Raw genomic sequence first — 14,166 nt, 5'->3', positions numbered from 1 at the left:
GCCGGCGGTGCGCGGCGTCGGCATATCGCCCCCTGGGACACGGGTCACTCAGCGCTGCCGCAGCGCGAACCACAGCTCCATCCGTACGTCCGGATCGTCCAGGTCGGCGTCCAACAGCGCGGCGCAGCGGGCGATTCGCTGCCGCACGGTGTTGCGGTGCACCTCCAGCGCCACCGCCGTACGGTCCCAACTGCCGTGCAGGGACAGCCAGGTCCGCAGGGTGTCGGCGAGCGCGGCCCGGTCCGCGAGCGGTGCGAGCAGCGCGCGGGCGTGCGCCTGGGCGTCCGCCGGGGGCACCAGGTCCTCAAGGCCCGGCCGCGCCCCGTGCCGGACCAGAGCGGTGCGGGTGGCGCGGGCGCGGGCCAGGGCGCGGGCCGCCTGGGTGTCGGCGGCGGGCCACTCCCGCGGGCCGGCGGCCGCGCTGACCCCGAGGGTCCAGCCCGGCTGCGGGTCCGGCTCCCGCCCGGCGGGCACCAGCACCCGTACGACGTCCCGGGCGAGGTCGACCAGCGGCGACCCCAGCGCGGCCCCCAGCGCGGAGGCGGCCACGGCGTCCGGCACCTGGGCCTCCGGCCGGGCGTGCACGACGACCCACTGCCCGGCCCCCAGCAGCGGTGCCACCTCGTCCGGCGCCGAGCCGAGCAACAGCCGTACGAGCGCGGAGGAGCGTGCCGCTCCGCTCCCGCTCTGGTGCTCGCCGGTGAGCAACGACAGCAGCACGGCGGCAACGGAGGCGATGGTGTGCCCCCCGGGCTCCCGCTGAGGCGTGGCCACCGCGAGAACGAACCCTTCCCCGGCACCGAGGGCGTAGGCGGCGAGGTGCGTGTCACCGAGGGTGTCGGCGGCGGAGGAGGGGATGGGGCGGGTGGCGGTGGTGGGCCGTGCTCCGGCGGCTGGGGAGGTTGGTCGTCCGGCTCCTGCGAGGGTGGTTTTGCCGGTGAGGGAGGGAGAAGGAGCGGCGCGGTCGGCTCGGGGCTGGTCCGCCGACGAGCCGGAGCCTGCTCCCGCGCCGGCGTGCGTCACGCCACCCGCGGGGGCACCTGCCGGGCTGCCCGTGCCGCGGCTCGCCGAGGCACCCGTGCCGCTGTCCGCGGGACCGCCGGCGTCGCTCCGGTCGGCCCGGGGGTGGACCGGACCGCTGCCGGTGCCCGTGCCGCTGTCCGCGGGACCGTCGGCGTCGCTCCGGTCGGCCCGAGGGTGGACCGGACCCCCGGCGTCGCTCCGGTCGGCCCGGGGGTGGACCGGACCGCTGCCGGTGCCCGTGCCGCTGTCCGCGGGACCGTCGGCGTCGCTCCGGTTGGCCCGGGGGTGGACCGGACCGCTGCCGGTGCCCGTGCCGCTGTCCGCGGGATCCCCGGCGTCACTCCGGTCGGCCCGGGGGCGGACCGGACCGTCGCCGGTGCTCGTGCCGCTGTTCGCGGGGCCGTCGGCGTCACTCCGGTCGGCCCGAGGGTGGACCGGACCCCCGGCGCCGCTCCGGTCGGCCCGGGGGCCGGACTTCGGTGTGCGGTCGGCGGCCGTCATCGTCCGGCCCGTCGGGCGTACCACCTCCGCCAGCCCCGCCAGTGCCTCCCGGACCCCCGGCGCCGGCCCCCGGCCCCCTGTCGCGATCTCGGTGCCGTCGGGGCCGTAGAGGGCCGCGTGTCCGTTCAGGCGCTGGGCCAGCTGGCGCAGGACCGAGGGGACCGGGTCCGGGCGGGAGGCCGCCGCTGCGAGGCTCTGCTGGGCCTCCGTGACGCGGCGCAGCTCGGCCAGGCGGGCCTGCGCCATCAGCTGCCAGACCGCGCGGGCCACCCCGGAGAAGGTCGTCCGGGGCGGGACCTCCAGGAGCGGAAGGCCGTACGCGTCGCACGCGGCGACCAGGGCGCGCGGGACCGTGTCATGCACGGGAGCCAGGCCGAAGCCGAGGGCCGCGCCGCCCGCCGCCACGATCCGCGAGACGTAGTCGTCGAAGTACGTCCCCGAGCCCGCCGCCTCCGGGACGTGCACCCCGGCGGTCAGCAGCAGCTCGCCGCCGAGCAGGTACGGGTACGGGTCGGCCATCTCCGAGGTGTGCGCCCAGTGGATCACGATGTCCGGGTCCGAGGGGCCCGCGATCTGCCGCAGGGCCAGGTCCTCGCGGGCCAGCAGGGCCGACAGCGGGATCGGTGGGGTCGGTGGGACTGCTGGGGCGACCGTCTCCGGCATGGTGTGCGTTCCTTCCACCCCGTACCGCTTCGAATGGATGAAACGTACACTTCGCAGTCGCTTTCCGGCCACCTAGTGTCAAGTCAGCACGGCAGCCGCGGGTACGGGCGGATGTCCCCGCGATCCGCTGCCGTCGCTCCTCTTCTCAGGAAACCCCACGTCTCTGCACGACACGCCACCGACAGTGCGCGAAGGAGGGCCCCGCATGGCCGTCGACTACACAGTGATCGTCGTCTATCTGGCCGGCATGCTGGCCATGGGCTGGTGGGGCATGCGCCGCGCCAGGTCGAAGAGCGAGTTCCTGGTGGCCGGCCGCCGCCTCGGGCCCGCCATGTACTCCGGCACGATGGCCGCGATCGTCCTCGGCGGCGCGTCCACCATCGGCGGCGTCGGACTCGGCTACCAGTACGGGCTCTCCGGCGCCTGGATGGTCTTCACCATCGGCCTCGGCCTGCTCGCCCTGAGCGTCTTCTTCTCGGCCCGCATCGCCCGCCTGAAGGTCTACACGGTCTCCGAGATGCTGGACCTGCGCTACGGCGGCCGGGCGGGCGTGATCTCGGGCGTGGTCATGTGGGCGTACACCCTCATGCTCGCGGTGACGTCCACCATCGCCTACGCCACCATCTTCGACGTCCTCTTCGACATGAACCGCACCGTCGCGATCATCCTCGGCGGCTCGATCGTCGTCGCGTACTCGACCCTCGGCGGCATGTGGTCCATCACGCTCACCGACATGGTGCAGTTCGTGGTCAAGACGATCGGCGTGCTCCTGCTCCTGCTGCCCATCGCGGTCGTCAAGGCGGGCGGCTTCTCCGAGATGAAGGCCAAGCTGCCGACCTCGTACTTCGACCCGCTGGGCATCGGCGGCGAGACGATCTTCACGTACGTGCTGATCTACACCTTCGGCATGCTCATCGGCCAGGACATCTGGCAGCGTGTGTTCACCGCCCGCAGCGACCGGACCGCGAAGTGGGGCGGCACGGTGGCCGGAACCTACTGCCTGGCCTACGCCCTCGCCGGCGCCGTCATCGGCACCGCGGCCAAGGTCCTCTACCCCAAGCTCGGCAGCCCGGACGACGCCTTCGCCACCATCGTCAAGGACGAACTCCCCGTCGGCGTGCGCGGCCTGGTGCTGGCCGCCGCCCTGGCCGCCGTGATGTCCACCTCCTCCGGCGCGCTGATCGCCTGCGCCACGGTCGCCAACAACGACATCTGGTCCCGGCTGCGGGGCGCGGCGCGCCGAGGCGGCGAGGAGCACGACGAGGTCAGGGGCAACCGTGCCTTCATCCTGATCATGGGTGTCGCGGTGATCGGCACGGCGATCGCGCTGAACAACGTCGTGGAGGCGCTGACGGTGGCGTACAACCTCCTCGTCGGCGGCCTGCTCGTGCCCATCCTCGGCGGGCTGCTGTGGAAGCGCGGCACCGTGCAGGGCGCCCTCGCCTCCGTGATCGTCGGCGGTCTCGCCGTGATCGGCCTGATGGCGGGCTACGGCATCCTCGCCAACGAGCCCGTCTACTACGGCCTGCTCGCCTCCCTCGCCGCCTACGTGGCCGTCTCCCTGGCGACCAGGCCCACCGACGAGGCCGTCCTGACCGCCTGGCGCGAGCGCCTCGCGGGACGCTCCCCCGAACTCGTGTCCGAACCTGTCCCGGCTCACCAGTAGAGTCGTATGGAAAGCAGTACATGCGCGATGAAGCGCAAGAAAGAAGGCATTTCATCATGAGCAGCAACGAGACGCCCCGCGGCCCCGTCGACTCCTCCCGCATCCCGCGGTACGCCGGACCCGCGACCTTCGCCCGGTTGCCCCGCCTGGACGAGGTCGGCACCGCCGACGTCGCCGTCGTGGGCGTGCCGTTCGACTCCGGCGTCTCGTACCGGCCGGGCGCCCGCTTCGGCGGCAACGCCATCCGCGAGGCGTCCCGGCTGCTGCGCCCGTACAACCCGGCGCAGGACGCGTCTCCCTTCGCCCTCGCCCAGGTCGCGGACGGCGGCGACATCGCCGTGAACCCGTTCAACATCAACGAGGCCGTGGAGACCATCGAGGCGGCGGCCGACGACCTCCTCGGCACCGGCGCCCGTCTGATGACGCTGGGCGGCGACCACACCATCGCCCTCCCGCTGCTGCGCTCGATGGCGAAGAAGCACGGCCCGGTGGCGCTGCTCCACTTCGACGCGCACCTCGACACCTGGGACACCTACTTCGGCGCCGAGTACACGCACGGCACCCCGTTCCGCCGCGCGGTGGAGGAGGGCATCCTCGACACCGAGGCGCTCTCCCACGTCGGCACCCGCGGCCCGCTGTACGGCAAGCAGGACCTGACCGACGACGAGAAGATGGGCTTCGGCATCGTCACCTCCGCGGACATCTACCGCCGCGGCGCCGACGAGGTCGCCGACCAGCTGCGCCAGCGCATCGGCGACCGCCCGCTGTACATCTCCATCGACATCGACTGCCTCGACCCGGCCCACGCGCCCGGCACCGGCACGCCGGAGGCGGGCGGCATGACCTCCCGCGAGCTGCTGGAGATCCTGCGCGGGCTGGCATCGTGCAACCTGGTCTCGGCGGACGTCGTCGAGGTCGCTCCCGCGTACGACCACGCGGAGATCACCTCGGTGGCGGCCTCCCACACGGCCTACGAACTGACCACCATCATGAGCCGCCAGATCGCGGCCGCCCGCAACGCCTAACTCTCCTTAGGGGACCGAGAGCAGTGACTCACGACCACGACCTGGTACTCCGCCCGACGGCGGCACAGATCTCGACCGCGCTGAACCCGCCCCCGGGGCGCAACGGCGGAGACCTGGTCGTGGAAACCCTGGCCGGGCTCGGCGCGACGACCGTCTTCGGCCTGCCCGGCCAGCACGCCCTCGGCATGTTCGACGCCCTGCGCCGCTCCTCCCTGCGCTACATCGGCCTGCGGGTGGAGAACAACGCGGGCTTCGCGGCCGACGCGTACGGCAGGATCACCGGCGAGGCGGCCCCGCTGCTGCTCTCGACGGGCCCGGGCGCGCTGACCTCGCTGGCCGCACTGCAGGAGGCCGCCGCCGCCTCCGCCCCGGTCCTGGCGATCAGCAGCCAGATCCCGACGGCGGGCCTGGGCGGCGGCCGCCACGGCTACCTGCACGAACTCCCCGACCAGGCAGCCTCGTTCAGGGGGGTGGTCAAGTCGGTCCACACCGTCCGCACCCAGTCCCAGATCCCCTCCGCCATCGCCGCCGCCTGGAAGTCGGCACTGACGGCTCCGCACGGCCCGGTGTGGGTGGAGATCCCGCAGGACGTGCTGCTCTCTCCGACCGTGCTGCCGATGGTGACGGCACCGGACGCGACCCCGGAGGACCTGGCCCCGCGCCCCGAACTGACGGCGGTGGCGGCACACTTGCTGTCGCACGCGGCGCGCCCGGCGATCATCGCGGGCGGCGGGGTCGTACGCTCGGACGCTTCGGGGAAGCTGAAGGCGCTGGCCGAGAAGCTCGACGCCCCCGTCGTCACGACCTTCGGCGGCAAGGGCGCGTTCCCCTGGACGCACCCCCTGTCCCTCCAGTCCTGGCTGGAGGACCGCCACACCACGGACTTCCTGGAGGACGCGGACGTCCTTCTGGTGGTCGGCTCGGGCCTGGGTGAACTGTCCTCCAACTACCACACGTTCAAGCCCCGCGGCCGGGTCATCCAGATCGAGGCGGACCTCGGCAAGCTGGAGTCCAACCACCCGGCGCTGGGCATCCACGCGGACGCCCGCCTGGCGCTCCAGGCGCTGCTGGAGACGGTGGAGGAGCGCACGGACGAGTCGGCGCCGCAGCGGGTGCGAGAGCTTCTCGCGAAGGTAGCGGATCGCATAGCCGCCCAGGAACTCACCCTGGAACAGGAGATGTTGTTCTCCGTCCGCCGTGCGCTCCCCGCCGGTTCCCCGTCCTTCTGGGACATGACGATCCTGGCGTACTGGGCGTGGTCGGCCTTCGACCCCCGGGGCGCGAACACCATGCACTCCGCGCAGGGCGCGGGCGGCCTGGGCTACGGCTTCCCGGCCGCGCTCGGCGCAGCCGCCGCGGACCCGACCCGCCCGGTCCTGGCGGTGTCCGGCGACGGCGGCGCCCTGTACTCGATCGCCGAACTGGCGACGGCCCGCCAGTACGACCTCCCCGTCACCTGGCTGATCATCGACGACGGCGGCTACGGCATCCTCCGCGAGTACATGACGGACGCCTTCGGCCAGCCGACGGCGACGGAGCTGACGCGTCCGGACTATGTGGCCCTGGCCGAGTCCTTCGGCGTGCCGGGCGTCCGGACGACGCCGGAGACCTTGGAGGAGGACCTGACGAAGGCCCTGGCCTCCCCGGGCCCGTCGGTGGTCGTACTCCCGGCGGTGCTGCGGATGTTCGCGCCCACGCATCTGGGTACGAGCTGATCACTCGTCCGGCTGCCTGCCACCTCGGATGGACGGTATGTTCCCTGAGGCCACAGCCGTACCAGGCCGGACTGATGTCAGAGGCGACGATTACTCTGAGCACTGAGAGGAGGACAGCATGCTGCTCAGGTTCCGTGTCGCGAACGTGCGGTCCTTGCACGAAGAGCAGGAGCTGTCCTTCGTGGCGCCCGAGGGTGAGCCCGGCGGTGAACGCGGCGCGGCTCGAGAGGTGAAGCTCGCGGGCGGCAAGTCCATCGCCGTGTTCCCGCTGGCAGGCATCTTCGGGGCCAACGCCTCCGGCAAGTCGAACGTACTGGCTGCGCTGGTCGACATGCGCAACGCCGTGATCAATTCCTACGCCCGCTGGGCCGCGTACGACGGTACTCGGCGCCACGTCTTCGCACTGGACCCGGAGGCGGAGGCCGAGCCCAGTTTCTTCGAGGTCGACTTCGTACTCGACGGCGTTCGCTGGACCTACGGCTTCGAGCTGGGGCGGACCCGCGTCGAAGCCGAATGGCTGCACAGTTACCCGCGCGGTCACCGCCAGGTGTGGCTCGACCGGGACGCTTCGCGGGCAGAGGTGTACGAGTGGCCGGGCAACCGGGTCAAAGACCGTGCGCAACTTGCTCGGCGTACCCGTCCGAACGCACTACTGCTCTCCACTGCGGGGACGGACAATCACCCGCAGCTGTCCCCCCTCTTCCATTGGTTCCGCCGCAATCTCTGGCTGATCAATCCGGAGGACGAACGGGCACAGCGCGAGGCGTTCACCAGGCAGGAGCTTTCCGGAGCCCGGGCACGTCGCATCGAAGAACTATTGCGCGTGGCCGACCTCGGCATCACCGGAACCGAAGTGGTCGACGACGGCAAGGGCCGGGCGACGGTGAAGCTGGTCCACAGCTCGGCCACGGGCGAGGTCGCCTTCGACTGGCAGACGGAGTCGTTGGGAACCCGGTCCTGGTTCGCCCTCCTCGGCCCATTGCTGCTCGCCCTCGACGAGGGCGCGGTGCTCCTGGTCGACGAACTGGATGCCAGCCTGCACCCACGCTTCGCCGCCGAAGTCGTTCGGCTCTTTCACGACCCGTTGGCCAATCCGCACGGCGCACAGCTGCTCTTCACCTCGCACGACCCGTCAGTGCTCACCACACCGAGTGGTGGGCGGCTGCTGGAACCCGACCAGGTGTGGCTGACAGAAAAGGACAAGGACGGAGCCACGGAGCTCTATCCGTTGACCGCGGCATCCCCCGGGGAGGACGAGGACTTGATGAGGTCGTACCTGGCAGGAGCCTTCGGAGCAGTCCCGTCTCTCTTGGAGGGACAGATCGCCCGGCGCCTGCTGGCCGACCAGGAGCACGCCGAGACCGAGGTGGAGCAGGGCTGATGGCGAAGACGAGGGGCAAGGACTCGCTGGGGCCGGCGCAGCGTCGCGGGCGGCGCAAGAGGGTCGTCCACGTCTTCACCGAGGGGTTGGTCACCGAACCCTCGTACATAGAGATCATCAAGCAGCATGGCGTTCCGGCAGACCCGGCCATGACCGTGGAGGTGCGCATCGCGAACGCCTCCGCCCCAGGTTCCCAGCGCAAGCCGCTCAAGCTGGTCGAGGCGGCGGTCAGACTCATGCGGGACGAGCAGCGGCAGGCGAAGCGCAGCGGGCTGGAGAAGAAGTACCTCCCACAGGTCTGGTGCCTCTTCGACCGGGATGAGCACGAGGGCATCGAGACCGCGCTGAAGCAGGCACGCGAAGGAGACGTCCGGGTCGCCTTCTCCCACCCCTGCTTCGAGGTCTGGCGCCTGCTGCACCACAAGCCGGTGACCGGTACGTTCGGCGGGGTCTGCGGTCAGGTGACGACGAGGCTGCCGTTCGCGAGAACGCCGAAGGACGCGGCGAACATCAAACTGGTACTGCCGCACCAGATCACCGGGGGCTACCAGGACGCGAGGAAGCGCGCGCTCCAGATGAACGGGCAACACGGCGATCACGTGGCCCTCGTGAATCGTGACCCGTACACCGATGTGTACGAATTCGTGGAGCAAGGGCTCGGAATAGCCTCGTACTGACCGCCTCGGTGAGTTGCTGTTCTGGGCGGGCGTGAATCCCGACCGACACCGGTAAGCGGATTTCGGTATGGACCGCGGCGGCCGTAGGGTTCCTACGTCACTCAGGTCGTAGGGAGTCGTACGTGGCCAAGCTCACGCTCGCGCAGCTGGAGCGGCATCTGTTCGCCGCCGCTGACATCCTCCGGGGGACGATGGACGCCTCGGAGTACAAGGACTACATCTTCGGTCTGCTCTTCCTGAAGCGGGCCAATGACGAGTTCGAGGCGGCGCGGGAGCAGATCAAGGAGTACGCGGCCAAAGAGCTGGGGCTCGCGGACGAGATGCTGGCCGGCTTCCTGGAGCAGGAGTCCGAGTACAGCCAGCGCGATGTGCTGTTTGTGCCGAGGAACGCCCGCTGGAAGTGGATCTCGTCGGCCACCCACAACATCACCGAGGACAGACTGCGTCCGGCCCTGCAGGCGCTGGAAGGCCAGAACGCCAAGCTCAAGGGCCTCTTCGACCACCTCGACTTCAACCGTATCGGTGGCTCCGGCGCGGCTGCGGGCGCGGCGAAACTCGCCGACCAGCGGCTGAAACTGCTCATCGCGCACTTCGGTCGCATCCGGCTGCGTACGGACGACTTCGAGTTCCCGGACCTGATCGGTGCCGCTTACGAGTACCTGATCAAGGAATTCGCGGACTCGGCGGGCCGCAAGGGCGGCGAGTTCTACACCCCGCGCGCCGTGGTCCGCATGATGGTCGAGCTGCTCGGCCCCAAGCAGGGCATGCGGATCTACGACCCCTGCGTCGGCTCGGGCGGCATGCTCATCCACGCCAAGGAATACGTGGAGGAGCACGGCGGCGACACGTCGGACATGTTCTTCGCAGGTCAGGACGCCAACAGCGGCTCATGGATCATGTCGACGATGAACATGGTCCTGCACGGGGTGCGGCGCTTCGACCTGCACACTGGGGACACGCTGGCCGAGCCGGCGCATGTGCCGAAGTCGGACGCGGACCGTTTCGACGGAGTGCTCAGCAATCCGCCGTTCTCCATGGACTACGTGCTCAGCGACCTTGCGTTCGGCACGCAGCGCACGACGTACGGAACGACGAGTGAGCGCGGCAAGGCCGACCTGATGTTCCTCCAGCACATGCTGTGGGAGACCAGGCTGGACGGTGGCCCGAGTCGGCACGGCGGCATGGTGATCACGGTCATGCCGCACGGTGTGCTGTTCCGGGGCGGCGGCGAACAGGAGATCCGGGCGAAGCTCATCGAGGAGGACGCGATCGAGGCGGTCATCGGCCTCGCCCCGAACCTCTTCTACGGCACGGGCATCCCGGCCTGCATCCTGGTCCTGCGCCCACCGGGCAGGAAGAAGGAAGTGGACCCGAGGCGCGAGCACAAGGTGCTGTTCATCAACGCCGACCGCGAATTCCACGCGGAACGCGCGCAGAACGTGCTGCTGCCCGAGCACGCCGAAAAGATCACCTCCACCTTCCGTACGTACGCGAAGGTGCCGGGCTTCTCGCGGGCCGTACCCCTTGAGGAGCTGCGCACCAACGACTACAACCTCAACATCCGCCGCTACGTGGACAACACGCCGCCGCCGGAGCCGCAGGACGTTCGGGCGCACCTGGTGGGCGGCGTACCGCGCGAGGAGATCGAGGCGAAGAAGGAGCTGCTCGACTCGTACGAGATCAAGCTGACCGATCTGTTCGCGGAGCGGGACCCCGTGGACGAAAAGTACGTGGACTTTCTGCCGGAGGGGCAGCGGCCGGACGCGGCAAGGCTGGCGGAGCTGGCCGGGCCGAGCGAGGACGCGCTGCGGACGGCGTTCGACAAGTGGTGGGCGGCGGAGGCGCGGCAGCTGGAGGCGGTGGCGGCGACACCGGAACGCCTCGCGGACCTGACGCCCTCGGAGCGCAAGGCAGCGCTGATGGCCGTGCGGGGGTCGCTGATCGAGTCGTTCGTGGAGCAGTTGGGCGGCGTCGGCCTGCTGGATCGGTACGCGCTGGCGGGAGCGGTGGCCGGCTGGTGGTACGAGGCCAAGTACGACCTGCTCGCACTGTCGGAGAACGGGTTCGCGGGTGTCGTGGACGGCTGGGTCGAGAACGTCGAGACGATGCTGGCGCCTGAGCAGGACCCGAAGTCGAAGAAGCTGCGGAAGCGGACTGCGGCTGAGCGGCGGCAGGCGTACGACCACAAGGTGGTCGCGGCCATCGCCCCTGACTTCCTGGAGGAGCTGGCGGCGGCGGACGCGCGGAAGGCGGAGCTGGACGCGCGGTGGAAGGAACTGAACGCGGAGCCGGAGACCTCGGAAGAGGGTGACGGTGATGAACGTGACGAGGACGCCGTCACACGCGAGGAAGTCGCTCTGAGCGTAGAGCAGTTGGCGGAGCTGACCTCAGTGAAGAAGGAACGCGCGAAGGTGGGCGCGCTGATCAAGCGGCTTGAGGCGGACTTTTGGTTCGAGCGGGCGCCTGGTGAGCAGCCCAAGCTGGGCGAGGAGCCGCCGAGACTGTTCCGGGAGCGGGAGGCGTTGGGGCCGGAGGGGGAGCGGCGGGTGGTGCTGGATTTGCTGCGCAATGACCTTCTCGGGAAGCTGGACGGGCATGTGGTACGTCGGAGGCGGGAGTTGGCCGAGGCGTATGGGGTGTGGGAGGGCAAGTACGCGGTGTCGTTGCGGGAGATCAGGGCGGGGCGGGAGAAGGCGGCGGCGACGCTGGATGGGTTCCTGAAGGAGCTTGGCTATGCCAGCTGAGCGCGGGCGACCCCAGTACCAGCGTCTGGACAGCCTGGCTGACGTGGTTGGGGGCGTGGCCTTGGGCGGCAGTGTCTCAAGTGGCTTGAGTGTTGAACTGCCGTATCTACGAGTGGCCAATGTCCAGGATGGCTACATCTCTACGGACGACGTCAAGACCGTGCGTGTCCCGGCGCATTCGATCGAGCGCTTCCGTCTGCAGCAGGGCGACGTACTGCTGACCGAGGGGGGCGACTTCGACAAGTTGGGGCGCGGCGCGGTTTGGGACGGGCGAATTGACCCGTGCCTTCACCAGAATCACGTGTTCAGAGTTCGTTGCTTCGAATCTCGACTGCTCCCGGACTTCCTCGCCTTGTACTTGGCATCCCCCACGGGGCGTTCCTACTTTTTGCGGATTGCAAAGCAGACAACCAATCTTGCAACCATCAGCTCATCGCAGTTGAAGGCCATGCCGGTGCCGTATCTTCCGTTGCCGGAGCAACAGCGAATCGTTGAAATTTTCGCGGCCGCAGATGCGATGGAGCGAGGCCTCAAGAAGTCGATTGCTAAGTCTCGTGATATCCGTAGAGGTATGGCCCTAGAGGAACTTTCTCCCATTACCGCAACTGCTCCAGTCGGGGGCTGGATGCGCTTGCCGCTAAGAGAGGTAGTTCCATTCGTTGAATACGGCATCTCTGAGGCCTTGAACAATGACCCGCGAGGAATTCCTGTCCTTCGTATGAATAACCTCCGGGATGGGAAGCCGGATCTGGCGGATCTCCGGTACTGCCCTGTTCCTGTGCCTGGTCGCATAGAACTTCGTCGCGGTGACGTATTGTTCAATCGGACCAACAGTATCGATCACGTGGGGAAGGCTGGGATTTGGGGGAGCGAGCTTTCACGTGCGACATTCGCCTCCTATCTTGTTCGGCTGAAGCCGGATACTGAGAGGTTGCTGCCAGAGTATCTTGTGGAATGGTTGATGCATCCCGTGGTCAGGCAGCGAGTGAGGTCGATCTCTACCGTCGCTGTTCAGCAAGTTAATGTGAATCCCACACGTCTGCAGGAACTTGAGATCGACTTCCCTGTGGATCTAGCTGAGCAACGTAGAATTGTCGCGACGCTCTCGGCTTGTGATGAGGCGGTCGCTCGTGAGGGGTGGGAACTTGCCAAGCTGCGGACGCTCCAGCAAGGCATCTCAGTGAATCTTCTTCCTTCGTGAATAGCGGCACCGGGGTGACTGCCAGCCGCCCCGGTGCCGCTATCTAGATATTTAGATCCACTTGAATGATTGGCCTGGGAGGGTGTGTCTCACTCTCAGACGGATTTTCACTGGCGGCGGGCGGTCCGTTGAGAGCCCCAACGGCCAGTGCAACCAAGATGAATTTCCAGAGCCGGAATCTTTCGATGTCTGGATCTGACAATTTCGGACCTCTCTCTGCGGGTGAGAGAAAGGTTATTTCGATGAGGGTGCCGCGGCGATGGGCGAACCAGCCAACCTTCTTAAACTCGGCAAGAAGGATGGCTGGAGTGGGGCTGGCATCCTTGATCCGGGACTGCTACGGACGCTAGGCCACGCCGCCAGTGCCAGTGCCAGTGCCAGTGCCGGCGCCCGGTGCTGCTGGGAGTGGGCTGCGGCGCTCAGGCGAGGAACCCACTGCTCTTGATTGCTGTGACGAAGGATGACCATCCGGCCGTCGGGAAGACCAGCGCAGGGCCATGCGGAACCTTGGAGTCCCGGACGGGGACGCCTGATGGGTGGTCGTCCAGTACCTCGATGCAGCTGCCTGACTCGTTGCCGCTATGCGACGACTTGCGCCAGCCGCTCGCTACGGATGCATCCGGGATGATGTGCTCAGTCATTGTGTCCGTATTCCTTCGCAATCGCCCTCAAGAGTGCAACCGACTCGTTCTGTGGTACCGCGTCGCCCAGTGCGAGATCGTAGACGCCTTGGAGCCGCTGGACCACGGCAGGGGAGTCGTGCACCTTGCCGATGGACATGCCCTCGCTGTACGCGGCAGGGGGCTGGTCCTCGAACCACCACAATGACAGCATGCTCTGCATGAGCGGGTGAACACCCAAGCTCAACGGCAGGACGTGAGCACGTACTCGCTCGCTCTCGACCAAGCGGACGATGTGCATGAGCTGTTCAGTCATGGCTTCCCGGCCGCCGACCGGGCGACGTAGCGCTGCCTCGTCCAACAGTGTCCATACTACGGGCACCACCGGATCGGCAAGGATCTTCGCGCGCTCAAGCCGTGTGACGACGTGCCTGTCACGCTCCTCAGCACTCCGGGGAGGGAATGTCGTGCCCAGAACCGCACGCGCGTACCTTTCCGTCTGAAGAATGCCAGGGATGAAGCTCAGCGCGAACTCGCGGATGACCACTGCCTGTTGTTCGAGTTGGCGTGCCGCTTCGAAGTAGTCGGCAATCGTTCCGTCTTCCTGCGGCAGGAAGCTGCTTAGCACATCACCCGTGTTCAGAGCCTTGTCCAAGCGCCGCGCATCCTCCTTGGACGGGACACGCCTCCCCGCCTCGATATGGGCGATGTGTGAGCGCGTCATGAATGCCATGTCGGCCAGTTGCTGCTGCGTCAACCCCGCGGCCTCGCGCTGCTGCCTGAGCCACTCACCGTACGTGTTGCTCATGGCTAACTCCCTTGCGACAGACGCCTGGTCACACGCCACCCTCTGGCGAGCCTAGCCCGACCCGTCCCACGCTGTGAGCAGATCGCTACACAAAGCGATACCCCCGCGACCGTGCGACCGGTCCGGGGGCGTGGCCATCAAT

The 14,166-nt window shown here is 68.5% G+C and carries 10 protein-coding genes; 7 read left to right on the top strand and 3 right to left on the bottom strand.

Going from position 1 to position 14,166, the window contains the following annotated elements; genetic code table 11:
- Nucleotides 1-48: 48 nt before the first annotated feature.
- Nucleotides 49-2,187 carry a PucR family transcriptional regulator ligand-binding domain-containing protein gene (locus tag AQI88_RS20005; RefSeq protein ID WP_067000992.1) on the bottom strand — a complete coding sequence of 713 codons (2,139 nt, stop codon included), beginning with the start codon at nt 2,185-2,187 and terminating at the stop codon, nt 49-51.
- Nucleotides 2,188-2,392: 205 nt separating this feature from the next.
- Between AQI88_RS20005 and AQI88_RS20000 the strand changes: the two genes are divergently transcribed.
- The 7 genes from AQI88_RS20000 (at nt 2,393) to AQI88_RS43285 (ending at nt 12,596) form a co-directional block, all read left to right on the top strand.
- Nucleotides 2,393-3,853, top strand: coding sequence for a sodium:solute symporter family protein (locus AQI88_RS20000; protein ID WP_067000989.1), 1,461 nt, complete (start codon nt 2,393-2,395; stop codon nt 3,851-3,853).
- A gap of 56 nt (nt 3,854-3,909) precedes the next feature.
- Nucleotides 3,910-4,878, top strand: a complete 969-nt coding sequence (gene speB, locus AQI88_RS19995; RefSeq protein WP_067000986.1) for an agmatinase — start codon at nt 3,910-3,912, stop codon at nt 4,876-4,878.
- A 23-nt stretch (nt 4,879-4,901) separates the two neighbouring features.
- The gene (locus AQI88_RS19990) at nt 4,902-6,593 is read left to right on the top strand and encodes a thiamine pyrophosphate-binding protein (protein WP_067000983.1); all 1,692 of its coding nucleotides are present in this window, start codon (nt 4,902-4,904) and stop codon (nt 6,591-6,593) included.
- A 118-nt stretch (nt 6,594-6,711) separates the two neighbouring features.
- Nucleotides 6,712-7,974, top strand: a complete 1,263-nt coding sequence (locus AQI88_RS19985) for an AAA family ATPase (protein WP_067000980.1) — start codon at nt 6,712-6,714, stop codon at nt 7,972-7,974.
- Entirely contained in the window at nt 7,974-8,651 is a 678-nt protein-coding gene (locus AQI88_RS19980) for an RloB family protein (RefSeq protein WP_067000977.1), read from the top strand. The genes AQI88_RS19985 and AQI88_RS19980 overlap by 1 nt, the downstream gene beginning before the upstream one ends.
- A 122-nt stretch (nt 8,652-8,773) precedes the next feature.
- Nucleotides 8,774-11,395, top strand: coding sequence for a type I restriction-modification system subunit M (locus AQI88_RS19975; RefSeq protein WP_067000974.1), 2,622 nt, complete (start codon nt 8,774-8,776; stop codon nt 11,393-11,395).
- Nucleotides 11,385-12,596: a restriction endonuclease subunit S gene (locus AQI88_RS43285; protein WP_079057682.1), complete on the top strand. Its 1,212-nt coding sequence runs from the start codon at nt 11,385-11,387 to the stop codon at nt 12,594-12,596. Before AQI88_RS19975 ends, AQI88_RS43285 begins: the two co-directional genes overlap by 11 nt.
- Before the next feature lie 419 nt (nt 12,597-13,015).
- Here the strand turns inward: AQI88_RS43285 and AQI88_RS43280 are convergent, their stop codons facing one another.
- The gene (locus AQI88_RS43280; RefSeq protein ID WP_079057681.1) at nt 13,016-13,237 is read right to left on the bottom strand and encodes a DUF397 domain-containing protein; all 222 of its coding nucleotides are present in this window, start codon (nt 13,235-13,237) and stop codon (nt 13,016-13,018) included.
- Complete coding sequence (locus AQI88_RS19970) at nt 13,230-14,024, bottom strand: helix-turn-helix domain-containing protein (protein ID WP_067000971.1); 795 nt, start codon at nt 14,022-14,024, stop codon at nt 13,230-13,232. Before AQI88_RS19970 ends, AQI88_RS43280 begins: the two co-directional genes overlap by 8 nt.
- Between the last annotated feature and the right edge of the window lie 142 nt (nt 14,025-14,166).

It is taken from the genome of Streptomyces cellostaticus (genome assembly GCF_001513965.1).
Lineage (GTDB): Bacteria > Actinomycetota > Actinomycetes > Streptomycetales > Streptomycetaceae > Streptomyces > Streptomyces cellostaticus.
Note: the sequence above shows the minus strand (reverse complement) of the source record. Positions and strands in the feature narration are given on the sequence as shown.